The 18803-nt window shown below is 36.2% G+C and carries 17 protein-coding genes; 6 read left to right on the top strand and 11 right to left on the bottom strand.

Annotation, left to right across the window (positions count from 1 at the left end):
- Positions 1-414 precede the first annotated feature (414 nt).
- The gene (locus tag AC2CGR_RS23865) at positions 415-771 is read left to right on the top strand and encodes a YgzB family protein (protein ID WP_000511742.1); all 357 of its coding nucleotides are present in this window, start codon (positions 415-417) and stop codon (positions 769-771) included.
- Between the two features lie 209 nt (positions 772-980).
- On the opposite strand, the gene perR is transcribed toward AC2CGR_RS23865, so the two are convergent.
- From perR to AC2CGR_RS23895, 6 genes are all read right to left on the bottom strand, one after another.
- Complete coding sequence (gene perR, locus AC2CGR_RS23870) at positions 981-1409, bottom strand: peroxide-responsive transcriptional repressor PerR (RefSeq protein ID WP_000237831.1); 429 nt, start codon at positions 1407-1409, stop codon at positions 981-983.
- 298 nt (positions 1410-1707) lie between these two features.
- On the bottom strand, positions 1708-2163 hold the full coding sequence (bcp, locus tag AC2CGR_RS23875; RefSeq protein ID WP_000259038.1) for a thioredoxin-dependent thiol peroxidase: 456 nt from the start codon (positions 2161-2163) through the stop codon (positions 1708-1710).
- A 44-nt stretch (positions 2164-2207) separates the two neighbouring features.
- Positions 2208-2612, bottom strand: a complete 405-nt coding sequence (locus AC2CGR_RS23880; protein ID WP_001974554.1) for a potassium channel family protein — start codon at positions 2610-2612, stop codon at positions 2208-2210.
- A gap of 72 nt (positions 2613-2684) precedes the next feature.
- Positions 2685-3470, bottom strand: coding sequence for an ABC transporter permease (locus tag AC2CGR_RS23885; protein WP_000639352.1), 786 nt, complete (start codon positions 3468-3470; stop codon positions 2685-2687).
- A 4-nt stretch (positions 3471-3474) separates the two neighbouring features.
- Positions 3475-4266, bottom strand: a complete 792-nt coding sequence (locus AC2CGR_RS23890) for an ABC transporter permease (protein WP_087966755.1) — start codon at positions 4264-4266, stop codon at positions 3475-3477.
- Positions 4259-5272 carry an ABC transporter ATP-binding protein gene (locus tag AC2CGR_RS23895; protein ID WP_087966758.1) on the bottom strand — a complete coding sequence of 338 codons (1014 nt, stop codon included), beginning with the start codon at positions 5270-5272 and terminating at the stop codon, positions 4259-4261. Before AC2CGR_RS23895 ends, AC2CGR_RS23890 begins: the two co-directional genes overlap by 8 nt.
- A 121-nt stretch (positions 5273-5393) precedes the next feature.
- Between AC2CGR_RS23895 and hemL the strand changes: the two genes are divergently transcribed.
- The 3 genes from hemL (at position 5394) to AC2CGR_RS23910 (ending at position 12680) form a co-directional block, all read left to right on the top strand.
- The gene (gene hemL / locus AC2CGR_RS23900; protein ID WP_087966760.1) at positions 5394-6698 is read left to right on the top strand and encodes a glutamate-1-semialdehyde-2,1-aminomutase; all 1305 of its coding nucleotides are present in this window, start codon (positions 5394-5396) and stop codon (positions 6696-6698) included.
- Between the two features lie 198 nt (positions 6699-6896).
- Positions 6897-11333, top strand: coding sequence for a glutamate synthase-related protein (locus AC2CGR_RS23905; RefSeq protein WP_087966762.1), 4437 nt, complete (start codon positions 6897-6899; stop codon positions 11331-11333).
- 258 nt (positions 11334-11591) lie between these two features.
- A complete protein-coding gene (locus AC2CGR_RS23910; RefSeq protein WP_000765789.1) occupies positions 11592-12680 on the top strand; it encodes an aromatic acid exporter family protein in 1089 nt (362 codons plus the stop codon).
- Between the two features lie 13 nt (positions 12681-12693).
- Here AC2CGR_RS23910 and AC2CGR_RS23915 read toward each other — a convergent pair whose 3' ends face one another.
- The 4 genes from AC2CGR_RS23915 to AC2CGR_RS23930 form a co-directional block, all read right to left on the bottom strand.
- Positions 12694-14454 carry an ABC transporter ATP-binding protein gene (locus AC2CGR_RS23915; RefSeq protein WP_087966764.1) on the bottom strand — a complete coding sequence of 587 codons (1761 nt, stop codon included), beginning with the start codon at positions 14452-14454 and terminating at the stop codon, positions 12694-12696.
- Positions 14455-14508: 54 nt separating this feature from the next.
- Positions 14509-15039 carry a nucleoside tri-diphosphate phosphatase gene (ntdP, locus tag AC2CGR_RS23920; protein ID WP_087966766.1) on the bottom strand — a complete coding sequence of 177 codons (531 nt, stop codon included), beginning with the start codon at positions 15037-15039 and terminating at the stop codon, positions 14509-14511.
- 251 nt (positions 15040-15290) lie between these two features.
- Positions 15291-15551: a YgaB family protein gene (locus tag AC2CGR_RS23925; RefSeq protein WP_000997582.1), complete on the bottom strand. Its 261-nt coding sequence runs from the start codon at positions 15549-15551 to the stop codon at positions 15291-15293.
- A 195-nt stretch (positions 15552-15746) separates the two neighbouring features.
- Complete coding sequence (locus tag AC2CGR_RS23930; RefSeq protein ID WP_000039045.1) at positions 15747-16028, bottom strand: gamma-type small acid-soluble spore protein; 282 nt, start codon at positions 16026-16028, stop codon at positions 15747-15749.
- 125 nt (positions 16029-16153) lie between these two features.
- Here AC2CGR_RS23930 and AC2CGR_RS23935 point away from each other — a divergent pair, with 125 nt between their 5' ends.
- A complete protein-coding gene (locus tag AC2CGR_RS23935; RefSeq protein WP_000289263.1) occupies positions 16154-16378 on the top strand; it encodes a hypothetical protein in 225 nt (74 codons plus the stop codon).
- 187 nt (positions 16379-16565) lie between these two features.
- Here AC2CGR_RS23935 and mutY read toward each other — a convergent pair whose 3' ends face one another.
- Positions 16566-17663, bottom strand: a complete 1098-nt coding sequence (gene mutY / locus AC2CGR_RS23940; protein WP_029437349.1) for an A/G-specific adenine glycosylase — start codon at positions 17661-17663, stop codon at positions 16566-16568.
- 149 nt (positions 17664-17812) lie between these two features.
- Between mutY and AC2CGR_RS23945 the strand changes: the two genes are divergently transcribed.
- Complete coding sequence (locus tag AC2CGR_RS23945; protein WP_000379127.1) at positions 17813-18793, top strand: metal-dependent hydrolase; 981 nt, start codon at positions 17813-17815, stop codon at positions 18791-18793.
- Positions 18794-18803: the final 10 nt, after the last annotated feature.

An 18803-nucleotide genomic window follows, 5' to 3' on the forward strand; every position in this document is an offset into this window, starting at 1 on the left:
AGGATCAAACTCTCCAATAAAGTTAGTTTGTCTAGCATCTAAAATAAAAATTGACGTTTCACGTTGTTTGTTTCGTTCAGTTTTCAAAGAACTACTTGGTCGCTCATTTGCGACTTCCTTATGTTAACATCTTCGTTTTTCGATGTCAACTAAGTTTTTCAATTTCTTTTTTGTCGTTTTCTGCGTTTCCGCATCAGCGACGGTTATTAATATATCATGCAGTACATACAGGGTCAATACCTTTTATAAAAAAAATTTCACATCCCGTTAAAACTTTAAAACCCTGTTCCAAAAACCATTATAGTTTCCCTTCATCCTACTCCACATTTCATATCTTATCACTCTATCACATTTTTTCAACGAGTGAAAATTCTAAATTTTATGTTATATTATTGTTATAGGAGTGTGGTGAGAATGGGCATTAAATATTCGAACAAAATCAATAAAATCCGGACCTTTGCATTAAGTTTAGTATTTATCGGTCTCTTTATTGCATACTTAGGAGTCTTTTTCCGTGAGAACATTATTATTATGACAACATTTATGATGGTTGGCTTTTTAGCTGTTATTGCTAGTACTGTCGTTTACTTTTGGATTGGTATGTTATCTACTAAAACTGTACAAATTATTTGTCCAAGCTGCGATAAGCCTACAAAAATGCTCGGTCGTGTCGACGCATGTATGCATTGCAACCAACCTTTAACAATGGATCGAAATCTAGAAGGAAAAGAATTTGATGAAAAATATAATAAGAAGAGCTATAAATCATAGGCACATATGAGTACAGTAAGGAAAATGTATCCTTACAGGGCTAAACATCAAAAGGTGATTTCTTGGTTAAGAAATCACCTTTTGTATTTATTCTTAATTAAATTAGATCTCTACTGAACATTTTAACTCCTTCTGAACCTAACGTAATTCCCATATATAATAAAGAAAGAGGCTGACGTAAAGCCGTCAGCCTCTTTCTTTATTATATATTACGCCTTATGACACTCTGGACAAACGCCATAAATTTCTAAGCGATGACTATTAATAACGAAGCCTGTTGTTTTTGCAGCTTCCTCTTCAAGTTGTTCCAAACCTCCATAAGGAAAATCAACAATTTTACCACATTTTTCACAAATCACATGATAATGTTGACTTGTAACATAATCAAATCTACTTGAAGCGTCTCCATAAGTTAATTCCTTTACAAGTCCAACCTCTTTAAATACACGTAAGTTATTATAGACAGTTGCAACACTCATATTTGGAAACTTACCTTCTAATGCTTTATAAATGTCATCCGCTGTTGGGTGCGTCATTGATTCCACAAGGTACTCTAAAATAGCATGACGCTGTGGAGTAATGCGTACACCCGTATTTTTCAGCATTTCTAGCGCTTCTTTTAATTCTTCTTTGACCACCGTCATGCACCCCGATTCTATACGGATTATTATTTTATAATTCTTATAAAGAGTGTACTCCTTTTCTTATAAATCGTCAATATTTCTACTATAAGTATGTGGTTTATTTTTGTATATAGCCTTATTCTTATGTATCTTTCCCCACTTTTTATACATTTACATAGAAAAAAAGTGCGACATAATCGCACTTGGAATACTATCATCTGAGGAGGTATGCCCTACACTTCACTTTATGTAAGACAATAAAATATGTATAGACACTCGCCTTACTTCTATATATTTTATCTCCACAATGGATTTACTTTATATAAGAAAGAACATCTTCAATATGTCCCTTCACTTTCACTTTACGCCACTCTTTTACAAGCTCACCGTCTTTATTAATAAGGAATGTAGAGCGCTCAATTCCCATGTACTCTTTCCCAAAGTTCTTTTTCAATTTCCAAACATCATACAATTCCGCTACCTTATGATCTTCATCTACTAAAAGTACAAATGGAAGTTCATGCTTCTCAATGAACTTCAGATGTCTGTTCGCTGAATCAGGGCTTACACCAAGAATAACTGTATCTTTCTCTTGAAATAATCCATATGCATCTCGAAAATCACATGCTTCAGTTGTACACCCTGGAGTCATATCTTTCGGATAAAAATATAGAACTACATTTTTACCACGAAAATCAGCTAAGCGAACTTGTTCTCCGTTACTTCCCTCTAATGTAAATTCCGGTGCCATTTCTCCTACTGTAACCATTGTTATCACTCCTACGCTTTTCTTTTACTATAACAAATGCTATCTTATTTTTCATTGTCTATTACAGACCTCATTACAAAAGCAAACGGTAATGTATATCCAATTAGCGCTTCTCCAATTGCAATCCACCGCCCAATTCCAATCGGAGATATGTCACCATATCCAACAGACAATAAAGTAACTGCGCTAAAATATAAACAAATTTCAACGAGTTGAAAAGAGTGAGCGTTCAAACTTTCTCCATCCTCTTTCAAAACTGCAAAACCCATTTCTTCTAATACAACATAACTTAATCCAAACGCAATTAGTACAGTTGTATAAATCAAAAATAATGTGGCTAAATTATACAACGAAAAAAAACGCGTTGAATCTGAATAGGAACTCCATAATAATTGGACACTCTTCAAAATAGCTATCGCTGCAAGTAATAGAATAAATCCCCATAACATGTCCTCCACCTCATTTTATATGTATGAGACGACCATTGGATTTATCCCTTAGAAACAAACAAGCTTCTATAATTAATTCCCAGCACCACGGTACCTTTTTACCCCTTGATTCCAAAGAGTGATTGCAATCGTAAAACAGATAACACCAACGAGCGGTGTTGCAAATGCATAGCTATTCCACTCTGTTTTTCTTAAAAAGTACGCTGCTGGATACACTCCGACAAACGCAAATGGTAGGACAAACGTTAAAATGAAGCGAATCACACGGTTATAAATATTAACAGGATAGCGGCCATAATTACCTATGTTATACATTAGCGGCATAATCGAACTTTTCGCGTCCGACCAAAAACCAAGGCTTGCAAGCGTAACGAATATCCCACCATATACAAGAGCACCTCCTCCTACCATCAGTAAGAATAAGAAGAAGTCGTACCAGTAAAAAGATAGTTGCAACTCCACAGCTGCATAGCCCATTACAATCATTCCTGTAATGGCCCCAATTAAAGACTCAAGTTCCATTCTTTCTAATATAATTTGAAACAAGCTATGAATTGGTCTCGTTAATATACGATCCATTTCCCCTTTAATAATGTAACGATCATTAAAGTCCCATATGTTAAAGAAAGCTGAGAAAATGGCAAACGGCACTAAAAAGAAACCATAAATAAAGATGACTTCTTCTCTACTCCAACCTTTTAATGCTTGTGTATGTCCAAACACAACAAGAATAAAGATTAAATTAACAGCCTGTAGTGATAAATCAGAAAGTAATCCAACGATAAAATCGCCCCGATACTCCAATTTTGTTTTTATATATTGGCTTGCATATTGCAAAAATAGTTTTATATATATCATCTCATCATCCCCCTTGTACAATTAGACGTTTTCTCGCCGTTCTCCACATGAGTACAATTGGAATAATAAGTACAATTGCCCAAATTACTTGGAATAATAATGCCTCATACAATTCACTTCCTTGTATACCTTCTGAAAAAATCATACTCGGAATATAACTAATGGCCTGAAACGGTAAAAACATCATTGCCTTTTGGGCCCATAGCGGATAAAAACTAATTGGTAATAATAGACCTGAAAATAAATCAATAACAACACGTTTTGCATACATAATTCCACTATTATTAAATAAGAAAAATGTGAGCATTCCCGTCATTAAATTAATTTGTGTATTAATAATAAAACTAAATATTAATGATAAGAAGAAATATAACCACGTTTGAAAGTTCGTTGTAATTTGCAATGAAAACAATAAGGTAACGATGACCATACCAGGAATTGAAAAGAAGGCAAAGCGAAATATTCCTTCACCAAGACCTTGCATCACTTTCATTCCTAAATAGTTATATGGACGAATTAGTTCTACCGCTACACGTCCTTCTTGAATCTCCATCGCAATTTCCCTATCTATATTATTAAAATAAAAGGCACGTGCCATCCACGCAATTGCGATATACGTAGTCATTTGCGAAATAGATAAACTTTCAATGTTCTCTTTTCCGCTATAAATTGCTTGCCATAAAAAATAATATGCACCGATATTAATCGTATAAATTAAAATCCCGCTATAATAATTTGTACGATACGCAAGCATCATTAAAAAGCGAATTCGAATCATTTCAATGTACTTACCCATGTTTAATACCTTCTTCATAAATGTTACGAATAATTTCCTCTGTAGACACTTCATTAATTTTTAAATCTTTAATCTGAAATGCTTGTACTACTTTAGAAATAAGCATTGAAATGATAACTTCTTCATTCGGGATTTTTGCAATCCACGTGTTTTCCTCTTTCGCTTTCGACCAAACGACATGACTATCTGGCATAACCATTGATAGAGCCTGATAGGAAACTGGTGCAATAAACTGAAAATGTATTTCCTTCTCTGCCCCCCACTGCGTACGAAGATTATTTAAAGAACCGTCATACATAATATTTCCTTCATCCAGCATGATAACGCGCTCGCATAATGCTTCAATATCAGTAATATCATGGGTTGTTAATAAAATTGTTGTTTTATAACGTTCATTCATTTCTTTTAAAAATTCACGTATTTTCAATTTCACAAGTACATCTAGCCCAATTGTTGGTTCATCTAAAAATAATAACGGTGGATTATGAATTAATGCCGCCGCTAATTCACAACGCATTCTTTGACCTAAAGATAACTTTCGAACTGGCTTGTCTAACAAAGGACCAATATCTAACGTTTCGATTACGTGCTCCATATGTTCCTTATACTGAGCGTCTGAGACACCGTACACTTTTTTTAATAAACGAAACGATTCTTGCACGGCAATATCCCACCACAGTTGCGAGCGTTGACCGAAAACAACACCAATTGTTCTTACAAATTCTTCCCTCTGCTTATGTGGATTCATCCCATTTACTAAAATGTCTCCTGATGTCGGAGTCAAAATTCCCGTAAGCATTTTAATTGTCGTTGATTTACCGGCACCGTTCTCACCGATATATCCAACCATTTCACCTTGTTTTACAGTAAAAGATACGTCATTTACTGCTGGTACTATTTTATAATTACGATTTAATAAATCACGAAATGCACCCTTTAAACCTGGACGACTTGAATAGGCTGTAAACTCTTTACGTAACCCTTGTACCTCAATTACCGATTTCATAATCGGACCCCCCTCCTAAATGTCACAACGAATAGTTTACCCAACTGCCTTCTCTATCACAAACAATACGTCTTTTCGAAAAACATGTTAGAATAATACATAGATTTTTGTAAGGAGATGAATGGTAGTGAAATTCACAAAATCAGAAGCATTACATAAAGAAGCTTTAGAACATATCGTTGGCGGCGTTAATAGTCCTTCTCGTTCTTTTAAAGCAGTTGGCGGTGGCGCTCCTGTTGCTATGGAACGCGGAAAAGGTGCTTATTTCTGGGATGTAGACGGAAATAAATATATCGATTATTTAGCAGCATACGGCCCTATTATTACTGGACATGCTCACCCACACATCACAAAAGCAATTACAACAGCTGCTGAAAATGGTGTACTTTACGGAACACCAACAGCACTAGAAGTAAAATTTGCAAAAATGTTAAAAGAAGCAATGCCTGCATTAGATAAAGTTCGCTTTGTAAACTCTGGTACTGAAGCTGTAATGACAACAATTCGTGTCGCTCGTGCTTACACAGGCCGCACAAAAATTATGAAATTCGCTGGTTGTTACCACGGTCATTCTGATTTAGTACTTGTAGCAGCTGGATCTGGCCCTTCTACACTAGGAACTCCTGACTCAGCCGGTGTACCACAAAGTATCGCTCAAGAAGTTATTACCGTTCCATTTAATAATGTAGAAACTTTAAAAGAAGCATTAGATAAATGGGGACATGAGGTAGCAGCTATTCTTGTAGAACCGATTGTTGGAAACTTCGGTATTGTAGAGCCAAAACCTGGCTTCCTTGAGAAAGTGAATGAACTTGTTCACGAAGCTGGTGCACTAGTAATTTATGATGAAGTTATTACTGCTTTCCGCTTCATGTACGGTGGTGCTCAAGACTTACTTGGCGTAACACCAGACTTAACAGCGCTTGGTAAAGTTATTGGCGGCGGACTTCCAATCGGTGCTTACGGTGGTAAGAAAGAAATTATGGAACAAGTTGCCCCGCTAGGACCTGCATATCAAGCTGGTACAATGGCAGGCAATCCTGCTTCTATGGCATCTGGTATTGCTTGTTTAGAAGTTCTTCAACAAGAAGGGATTTATGAAAAATTAGATGAACTTGGCGCAATGCTTGAAAAAGGAATTTTAGAGCAGGCTGAAAAACATAATATCGATATTACATTAAACCGCCTAAAAGGTGCTTTAACTGTATACTTCACAACAAATACAATTGAAGATTACGATGCAGCACAAGATACAGACGGTGAAATGTTCGGTAAATTCTTCAAACTTATGCTTCAAGAAGGAGTTAACTTAGCACCTTCTAAATACGAGGCATGGTTCTTAACGACAGAACATACAAAAGAAGATATTGAATATACAATTGAAGCTGTAGGTAGAGCATTTGCTGCTTTGGCAAACAATAAATAATCTCGTCATTAAAAGGAAAAAAGAAAGCACACCTTTCTTTTTTCCTTTTTTCTATTTCATAAATTCCTTATTAATAGTATAATTATTCATAATTATCTGTTTAATTTTCTTTTATATCCTTACTATCTTTGTATACAAGGCTGCTCACGCCTTAAATAGTAAGATTATTCAAACTTTCATAAGAGGGGGGATTGACGGATGCTCAATAAAACAAATACATGGACACCGTCTTTATTTCGAGATTATAAAAATGCAGAACATGATGCGTGTGGAATCGTTTCCGTTATGGAGAAACGAAAAATTCCTACAAAAGAAAACATTGACCTTTGCATACAATCGCTCGTCAAAATGAATCATAGAGCTGGTTTCATTAATGGCGAAGGCGATGGAATCGGCATTCACATTGATGTACCAAAAGCACTTTGGAATGAAAAATTAAAAAGTAGCGGATATAATCCAACGATCGTGGATCATCCCCACTTTATCGTTGGACATTTTTTTCTAAACAAAAACGAAAATATAGTTAATTTAAAAAATCATATTCGTACACAACTAAACAACGAAAACTTTACAATTCTTTTCGAAAGTGACAATGTAATAAACTCCGATGCACTCGGTCCACTTGGTAAACAAGAAGAACCTTTATTTTGGCAAGTTGCCCTTATCGCAGAAAATGAAGTGGCAAATATTGAGCAAAGCTTATTTGCAGTAACGATAAAAATAGAGGAAAACGAAGCGATTCATGTCGCTTCCTTAAGTCGTGATCACGTTGTATATAAAGTTCTCGGTGCCGGAGATACACTTGTTGCCTATTACAATGATTTACAACACCCACTTATCGCTTCAACCATGACACTAGGACACAATCGCTATTCTACTAATACATTATCTAATTTTTTTCGTGTACAACCATTTAGTGTTCTCGGACATAATGGTGAAATTAACACAATTGCAAAATTACGCGATCAAGCTGAAATGATTCACGTTCCACTTACTGCTGGGGGCAGTGACTCCCAAGATTTAAACCGCACCTTAGAAACTCTACTTGTTCAATACGACTACAGTTTATTTGAAGCAATGGATATACTATTCCCACCAATTATTAATGAAATTAAACTTTATGAACCACATTTACAAGATTTATATACGTATATACGTGAAGCATGGGGCCATTTTGCACAAGGTCCAGCTGGCATTATTTCACGTTATAAAGATGAAGCTGTTTTCAGCGTGGATTCCCTTGGACTACGACCAGTATGGAAAGTAGAGACAGAAAGCTCTTATATTTTCTCTTCTGAACCTGGAGTTGTATCACCAACTGAATATGTAGCAGAACCAAAACCACTCGCTCCAGGAGAAAAAGTCGGCCTAAAGTGGAATAAACAAGATGAGCTTGTACTCTACGAATACGACGACTACCAAACTCAAGTATATAACCGTTTTAAAAAGAGAGTAGATGTTACCAATTATCATTTACATTTATCTATCCCTGAAACGAAAGAAATTCCAGATTCATGTGATTTTATGCAAGTTGAAACGAAGCAATATGTTGCTTTCGGATGGGATCGAGAACATATTCAGCTCCTTGAACAGATGGCAACAAAAGGCGTTGAGCCCATTCGCTCACTTGGGCATGACTCACCACTTGCCGCACTCGATACTGATAGACGAAATATCGCTGACTTCATTAAGGAAAGTGTAGCTGTTGTTACAAATCCAGCAATCGATCGCGATCGAGAGGTCGAACACTTCTCCACACGAACGATACTTGGAGAGCGACCAAGTTTATTAAGCGGTGCTAAACAACCATTTGTAGTTGAGATGCTTTCCCCAATTATTTTAGAAGGAATCACAGCGCAATCTATTGCAGAGGAATTACACACAATTACGTACGAACAACTTATACAGCTATTCAATACTCATAGCTCTATCTCTACAATTTCTGCTACGTTCAGTCAGACAGAAACTTTACAATGCGCCTTAAGTCGAATTAGTTCCGAAGCGGTAACAGCTGTGAACGATGGGGCTTCCCTACTATTAATAGACGATGCCAACGCTCATCTAAATGAACGGTTATGGATTGATCCACATTTAGTTACTGCGAAAGTACATCAAGTATTAAGCGAAAATAAATTACGCCGAAACTGCTCTCTCGTTATACGTTCGGGTGCCCTTCGCTCCTTACACGATATCGTCACACTGTATGGATTAGGAGCAGATAGTATTAATCCATATTTATTATTTGCAACGGTAAATGATGGGACAAAAACACCAATTACGAATTTATATCATGCACTTAATAAAGGACTGGAAAAAGTCATTTCAACAATTGGAATTCATGAATTGCGTGGTTACGGTCGCCTCTATTCTTCTATCGGGTTACATGAAGAAATCGCAAATATATTGCAAATTACGAATTTCTTAGGTTCAAATGATTTAGCTTTTTCTCTTGAATCACTTGCTGAAGATGCACAAATGCGAGCGGATGATTACAACAATCCTAAAGTTAGAATGCGAAAATCTTTTCATATATTCCCGCGAATTTGGAAAGCAATCGGAGATGTCGCAAAAGGAAACTCTTATGATGATTACCGTGACAAATTAAGTGAATTAGAAGAAAATAACCCAATCGCAATTAGACACCTTGTTCAAACGAAAGAAACAAAACATGTCGTGCCGGCTGAAGAAGTGTCCATCAGCATTCAAAATCATGATTTACCATTTATTATTAGTTCCATGTCATTCGGTTCTCAAAACGAAATTGCCTTTCGTGCATATGCAGAAGCCGCCGATCAGCTAAATATGATTAGTTTGAACGGTGAAGGTGGCGAAATTAAAGATATGATTGGAAAATATCCACATACACGTGGACAACAAGTTGCGTCTGGGCGATTTGGTGTAAACGCCGAACTACTAAATTCATCAAACTTAATTGAAATAAAAATTGGGCAAGGCGCAAAGCCTGGTGAAGGTGGACATTTGCCAGGTTCAAAAGTAACAGCCAAAATCGCTGAAGCACGTAATGCTACAATTGGCTCTGATTTAATTTCACCTTCTAACAATCATGATATTTATTCCATTGAAGATTTAGCTCAAATGATTACAGAAATTAAAACGGCTAATCAACTTGCGAAAGTAGCTGTAAAAGTCCCTGTCGTCCCTAACATTGGAACAATTGCTGTTGGTATCGCAAAAGCTGGTGCTGATTTTATTAACATTAGCGGATTTGATGGTGGTACAGGGGCTGCACGTATTCACGCATTGCAACATGTAGGGCTTCCTGTAGAAATTGGGGTGAAAGCTGCTCACAATGCTTTATTAGAAGCAAATATGAGACATAAAGTAGAAATTTGGGCTGATGGTGGTATTCGAAGTGTTGATGATGCCTTGAAAATCATGCTCCTTGGAGCAAACCGTATTGGATTTGGTACATTATCCATGATTGCAATCGGCTGTACAACTTGCCGCGGATGTCATCTAGATACTTGTCACGTTGGAATTGCAACACAAATTGAATCTGAAGCTCAAGCGAAAGAACACGGATTACGCCGCTTCGTCCCGCGTGAATTAGAAAGTGCCGTTGCTGGATTACTACATTTATTCACCACTTTTGGCGTAGAACTAAAACAATTAACAGGAAATCTTGGTTATACAAATTTACAAGAAATTGTCGGGCGTTCTGATTTACTAGAACAAGTTCGAGGCAAAAATTTATTAGACTTATGTAATTTACTACAAACGATAGAACATCCATCTGTTACAAAAACAGAACACGTACCAGAAAAACAAGTTGAAACAATTCATTCCCCTCATTCAAAAGAATTAGTGGGCGTTGGTGTAGAGCAACGCGTTATGGGTGGTCTAGAATCTTGCTATCGCGTTCGTAGTAAATTATATGAAGACACGAAGCTTGAACCACTTACATTAAAGTATACGAATGGCTCTATTCCTGGAAATGGGTTAGGCGCTTACAATAGTGAGAACTTATTTATACACGTAAATGGTGGTGCACAAGATGGTATTGGTAAAACCTCCTTTGGTGGTGGTATTTATATAACAAAAGCAAAAGGAAAAGATGGCCTATATTATAACGGTTCTGTCGGAAAAGGTTTTGGATACGGTGCACAAAAAGGGGCGCTATACGTTCAAGGTAACGCTGATGCTCGCGCTGGCATTCGCCTCTCTGGAGCAGATATGATAATTGGAGGACGCATGACAAAGCCACTTCGTGAAAAAGAGCAAGGGAATATAGGAGCATACTCTAATATTAAAGGTTTCGCTTTTGAATATATGACAAATGGGCGAGCGCTTGTTTTAGGGGATCCTGGCCCGTGGATCTGTGCTGGTATGACTGGCGGTGTTGTTTATTTACGTCATGATTCAAGCTTAGGTTTAACAGAACAGGCCTTAAAAAGAAGAATCGCAAAAGGAGCAAATGTTACATTACAACCAATTAGTAAAAATGGTGTGCAAGATGTGACCGAGTTATTACTAGATTATATCCGTGTATTAAATGAACATGAGCAATACGAGGAAGTTGCTTTGTTAACACCGTTACTAGATGATATGCCTCAACAGTTTTTTGAAATCATCCCGAAAAAAGAGCAGGCTGATCCATCTATCTCAACAGAGTGATATGCCTAATTTTCATCTTCAAGAAAAAATTGACGAAGTACACTTCTCATAGTAATCTATAGTAACAATTTGAAACCTGCTGAAATTCAGCAGGTTTTTTTACTAAAAATTGATGTTTAAAAAGAATTAGGAAAAAGTATAAATGAATCTTAATTTCTTTTGAATGTCACTAAAATATCACTTGCTAACATATTGTAATGAATGTATAGTATCATGTTGTACATCCATTATGACAAGAGAAAGGATCTTATTTAGGGTATGAAACTTGGTGCTCGCATTTTAAAAACGGGTATTGCCATCACATTAGCTTTATTTGCTTGTATTTTGCTTCAATTACCGAGTCCGGTGTTTGCGGGAATCTCAGCTATCTTCGCTGTTCAACCGTCTGTATACCGTTCGTATTTAACTGCACTTGAACAAATTCAAGCAAATGTCATTGGTGCGGTATTCGCTATCGCATTCGCTACTGCTTTTGGACATAATCCTTTTATTATTGGATTAACATGTATATTAGTAATTGCGCTTACTTTACAATTACGATTAGAAAACACAATATCAATCGCTTTAGTAACAGTTATCGCCATTATGGAGTATCAGGGCGAAGATTTCTTTAGTTTTGCCTTACTTCGCTTTGCAACGATTATGATTGGAATTATTGCGGCTTCACTTGTAAATTTAGTGTTTATGCCGCCAAAATACGAAACAAAGCTCTATCATCGTATCGTTGATAATACAGAAGAAATTGTAAAATGGATTCGAATGAATAGCAGGCAAGCTTCTGATTTTACAACATTAAAAACTGATATTGATCGTATGAAAGAAAAAATGATCAAACTCAACCATTACTATTTGCTGTATAAAGAAGAAAGAAGCTATACGAAAAAAGTAAAGTTCGCAAAAATTCGTAAGCTTGTTTTATTCAGACAAATGTTAGCGACGACAAGTCGCGCTTTAAGTACGTTAAAATCATTACATCGTACTGAAAACGAACTGCGCTATATGCCAGAAGAATTTCAGGAATCTATCCAGAACGAACTTGATTCATTAACACATTATCATGAACAGGTTTTATTAAAATTTATTGGTAAAGCAAAAAAACAACAATCTGTTGAAATGCTTGATGAAGTTGAAACAGGTAAACAGGAATTAATTGATATCTTTATGGAATATCAAAACAAGGATGATGAAGAAGCATATAAAACATGGCTACATCTCTTCCCTCTTATTTCTGCTATTATTAACTATAGTGAAGAAGTAGAGCATTTAGATTTACTTGTGGATAGCTTCTACACATACCATAAACCAGAAGCAGAACTTAAAATCGATGATAAAAAAGAAGACGAATAAAAAACAGCTCCTTTTACGCTAAAGGAGCTGTTTCTGTTATATGTTGAAGTTGATATAAATTGTGATAATATCCTCTTTTTTTCATTAATTCTTCATGAGAACCTGTTTCTTTAATTTCACCATCTTCAATGTAAATAATCGTATCCACATGCGTAATCGTCGCCAATCGATGTGCAATTATGATCGTCGTTCGATCAGCAGCTAACGTCTGAAGCGCCTCTTGAATATATCGTTCATTTTCTAAATCTAAAGCAGAAGTCGCTTCATCTAATATAAGTAACGATGGATTCTTTAAAAACACTCGTGCAATCGCTACACGTTGCCTTTGCCCACCAGATAACTTCACACCACGTTCCCCGACGACAGTATCATAACCATCAGGTAACTCAATAATAAAATCATGAATTTGCGCAGCTTTGGCAGCTGCAATCACTTCTTCCTCTGTAGCTTTCGGATTTCCGTATAAAATATTCGCCCCGATTGTATCGCTAAATAACAAATTATCTTGCAGTACAATTCCAATATGACTCCGTAAATTTCTCATATCATACTTTCTGACATCTATCCCATCTACATAAACTGCCCCTGAAGAAACATCATAGAAACGCGGGATTAAACTAGCAAGAGATGACTTCCCTCCTCCACTCGCTCCTACAAGTGCTACCTTCTCTCCTGGCAACATAGTTAACGAAAGGTTATGTAATACCTCTTTTTCATCCGAATTGTAACGAAAAGATACATTATCAAATATCACTTCACCATTTAATTTTTTCGTTTGTACCGCATCTGGCACATTCACAATATCGTATTTTTCATCTAACAGTTCAAACACCCGATCCATCGATGCAAAAGACTGTGTTAATGTCGTAGAGGAATTGACAAGGCGACGAAGTGGACTATACAAACTATCCATATATCCAACAAAGGCAACCATAGTCCCTAATGTTAACTGCCCCTGAACCACTTCATATGCTGCAAAACCGATTACAAGTAACGGCCCCAAATCTGTTAATGTATTTACTGCCGAAAATGTTCTCGCCGTCCAACTCGTATGCGTTAACGCTTTCGTCAAAAATTCATTGTTTCTTTTTTCAAACTGCTTCCCCTCATACTCTTCTAATGCAAAGCTGCGTGTCACTTGCATTCCTTGAATTCGTTCATGTAAATACCCTTGCATCGTTGCTAACGCTTGTGAACGCTCTTTCGTCAATTTTCGAAGACGCCCGAAAAAATATTTCACTGCCACTACATAAATCGGTAAAATTAATAGCGCAACAAATGTCAATTTTATATTCATAGAAAACATAACAATAATAGCGATAGCAACTGTTGCCGTATCTAACCAAACATTCATCAAACCAGTAATTACAAAGTCCTTCGTTTGTTCTACATCATGAATGACACGTGAAATAATCTCCCCTGTTTTTGTATTCGAATAATAACGTAAACTCAACTTTTGTAAATGACCAAAAATATGTTTTCGCAAATCATATAGTATTGTATTTGCGATACGTTGCGCAAAATATTGACGATAATATTCAATTGGCGGTCTTAATACTGCAAAAATAAAAAAAGCAATCCCAATCGCTGTTACTAGTTGGGACGTTTTATCTTGAAGTGACCCTCCGCCCTGAATAACATCGTCAATAATATACTTTAATAACCACGGCATAATAAGCGGGATGCCGAATTTAACTAGACCTATCACAATCGTAATAGCAATAAGCCATCGATATGGTTTAACAAATTGCAAATATCTTTTTATACCTTGCACATAATCCCCCCTCTAATAGGACAAACCTGCCGGGAAATCCCCTGCAGGTTTGTTTTAATTTCTGTACATTAAATATCTCTCATACCACATATCTACAAAGTCTGGTGCGAATGGCCCTTTTCTTTGATGAATCCATTGTGTTAATTGTGCTACATTTCGTTTTAAAATCGTATCAATCACAGGTGGATATTGCATAATTTGACTATGTTTTTCATATTCATCTTCATCTAAAAGCGTATATGTCATATCTGGATACACTTTAATATCTAAATCATAATCAATATACTTTAACGCTTCAGAATCATATGCAAAAGGTGAGCTTAAATTACAATAATAATATACTCCCTCTTCCCTTAACATTCCAATTACATTAAACCAATTGTTTGCATGAAAATAACAAATTGCTGGTTCACGAGTAATCCATGTTCGGCCATCTGATTCCGTCACTACTGTACGATCATTCGCTCCGATTACAAGGCTCTGTGTCCCTTTTAAAATTGTTGTCTCTTCCCACATTCTATGAATGGAGCCATTATGTTTATAACTATGTATTTGTACTTTTTCTCCTTCTTTGGGAAATCCCATATATGCTCCCTTCCTTCAACTGCAAATGCCCTTTGAACTGCATTCACTTTTTTTCTATTATAACTTTTTTGTCGAAATTTTAAAACTAAAGCGATAAGACTCTATATTTTACATTGAATACGATATCCTTAATCCTATTAAGAAACAAGGATCTTCGCTTAACAATTTATAAAGGAAGAAATGAGAATAAAAAAAGTCCTTCCTCATTTCCATGTAAAGAAGGACCTTTCACCTAAAGGTAACGATATATCTTATCCTAAATTTGAAATCATTTTTTCAGTTTCAAAAGATTGAATCACACTATTTGTTTGCTCTTCAAATTTCTCATGTAATAGCTTGAGAGCTAATTCTGTTCTATATATTTCTTGGCGGATAAAATGTAATTCCTTTTTATCGCACGTATCCTTTTCGCTCATTTCAATTTGCTGATACTTCTCTAGGTGAGCTTGTAACTTCAACAACTCATCCATCGTTTCCAATTGCTCTCCTACCAACTTATCAAAATCGTTCATTACTTACCCCCTTTTGGACTTATTTATCATTTATCATTTATTATTCCTCATTACATATTTCTAATCTTTAACTTCCTTCTCCTTTGACTACATTTGTTGACTTATTAGAAGTTATGTCGTTCGTTTTATTTTCATTCCCATGACCAAAGCACAAAGAAAACACTTCTCTCGAATTAGAGAAGTGTTTTTCTTTCATTACTGATTTGAACTAGAAGATTGTGATTGTTTTGCAGCTGATTGTGCATTTTGTTTTTTCACAGCATGCACGTCTGTTTCAGTTGCAAATTCTGTACCATAACTAGCATTTGCACTTTGTGCACCAGAAGCTTGTGCTTTCTTCGCTTCTGATTGTGCGTTTGCTTGTTTTACTGCTTGCACATCTGTTTCAGTTGAAAACTCTGTACCATAACTAGCATTTGTACTTTGAATGCTAGCACCAGAAGTTGCCTTGTTATAACCTTGTTGTTTTTTACTCATCTTTCTCACCTCCACAATCAATAATGTAACCAATTCAACTAGAAGCTATCCGTAATTTTCTTTTAAAAAAATTCCGCATATATCTCTTGTTACTCATTCAAACTATAGAAAATGGAGGTGGGAATATGTATGTAGGACGCGATATGACTGAACTAACGATGGTTTCAAAAAGTGAATGGAAAGAAGATGAATTAGCTTATTTTCATCATTCATTACAACAGATTTTGCCTTATTTAAACGCAGAAGGTCAAAGTATTTACAAAGAAATTGTAATAGAAATTGAATCAAGAGGTGGCTTACAAGAGGGTGATGCTAGTTGGACTCATGGAACAAAAATTTCTTACGATTAAAAAAGTGTTCCCAATCTAGGGAACACTTTTTTGTTTATCCCGCTTTAATGGGCAGTAAGACCCCCACCTCAAAATGCAGCGAAAGCAAAGAATTTAGGTGGGGGTCGGGCTGCCCATAAAAGTCCGATTGGTGAGGGCTAATAATCAGTGGGGGATGAAGAAAACCCCCACTGATTAAAGTTTCACTTTATTGCATTGTAATTTTCTCAACACAACTCTCATAAATCGTACGATGCGATTTAGAGAAAGGCAACTGCTCAAATGCTTCTTTCGATACAAATTTCAATGTATCTGTTTCAACAATATCACCAGTTACTTTTCCGTAAAATACGAATATATCCCAAGTGCGATGTGTAAACGTATGTTGTACATTCATTGCATATTCTTCAATAGAAATCGAAAGCTCAAATTTTTCTTTCATATAATCTATAAGCTGTTCCTTCTGATTACGAATCCCTTCGCTAAGTTCAATATTCGGAAACTCCCACATATTAGCTAATAAACCGGTACTTGGACGTTTATTAATGACGTAACGACCATCTTCCGTTTGAAGTACTCCTGCAACAATCGGTACCATCGTAGGAGCTTTCGCTTTACTTTTTACTGGTAGTTCCTTTTGAACACCTTCTGCATATCCCCTGCAATGCTCACGTACAGGACAAAGTAAGCACGCTGGATTTTTAGGAATACAAATCAGTGCTCCTAATTCCATCAAACCTTGATTAAAATAAGATGGATTTTCAGCCGAAATAATTTCACGCACAATCTCTTCAAACACTTTTCTCGTTTTTGGTTTTGCAATGTCATCCCATACTGATAAAATGCGAGACAATACACGCATTACATTTCCGTCAACTGCCGGCTCTGGTATACCATAGGCGATACTTAAAATAGCACCTTTTGTATAGGGGCCGACTCCTTTTAATTTTTCAATTTTCTTTACATCACTTGGTACTATCCCGCCATATACTTCTTTTACTTCTTTTACGGCCGCATGTAAATTTCGCGCTCTAGAATAATACCCTAAACCTTCCCATGCTTTTAACACTTCTTCATCATCAGCATTTGCCAAAGCTTCTAGAGTAGGAAACTTCCCCATAAAATTCGCGTAATATGGTTTTACAGCTTCCACTCTAGTTTGCTGCAACATAATTTCCGAAACCCAAACACGGTATGGATCTTTATTTTTACGCCACGGTAAGTCGCGTTGCTCTTTTTCAAACCAACCAATTAAATCATTTTGAAACTGCTCTATGTTAAAATTATTTAATATTTCAAGTGTCAAACTTGATCCCCCTCATTTTTTTGCATATAAGTACTATTATAAAGATTTTAGGAAAAAATTTAAGTAAGATGACATAGGAAATAGAAGGCAAAGGACTTGAGGTATCGAATAAAAAGAGTTACATTAATAAAAAACGGAGGTGGATTTCTATGGACACAGCCACTCACCTTGTTATGGGCGTTACTCTAGGCAGCTTGGCCACGTTAGATCCAGCCATAGCACAAAGTGATATTGGGCCACAAGCAGTTATGCTCGCTACAATTGCTGGTTCCAATATTCCTGATATCGATACAGTTTTAAAATTGCGTAATAACGCTAAATATATAAGAAATCATCGCGGGATTACTCATTCCATTCCTGCAGTGATTCTTTGGTCATTCCTTATAAGTGGCATCTCTTTCGCCTTCTTTTCAGACGCTCCATATTTGCATCTACTACTTTGGTCATTTATTGCCGTCTTTCTTCATGTCTTTGTAGATATTTTCAATGCCTACGGTACACAGGCATTACGACCCTTCACAAAAAAATGGGTAGCGCTAGGTATCATTAATACATTCGATACCGTCATTTTCTTCATCCATATACTCGCAATTGCTTGTATGCTCGTAGGTTCCCATAAAGGGTATACTGCCTTAGCAGCGTATATATTGATGATTGTTTACTATATCGGACGGATTATGATGCATAGAAATATAAGAAGCGTTGTACAAAAACGTTTCAAACATGTTGAGAAGATAATTATTTCTCCTTCTTATCGATTTTATCATTATCATTTAGCAATCGTTACAACCAATTATTACTACGTTGCTAGATGGCATCGTGGTAACATCATGGTATATGATAAGTTCGATCGGGTACCGTTCCCAGATAATGCTATTATGCGCGCAGCTAAACAAGATGAAAACATCTCAGCATTTTTATCTTTCTCCCCTGTATATCGCTGGGACATTTTCGATTATGATCATTATTATGAAGTTCGATTCATTGATTTGCGATATCGCAGTAAAGACTATTATCCATTCGTTGCGATCGTTCAACTCGATCATAATTTAAATATTATTAGTTCCTATACAGGATGGATTTTTAGTGAAGAAAAACTTCGAAAAAAACTGGAGTTACTTCCACATTAAAAAAAGCGAC

The organism is Bacillus sp. LSHTCR4, assembly GCF_057197025.1.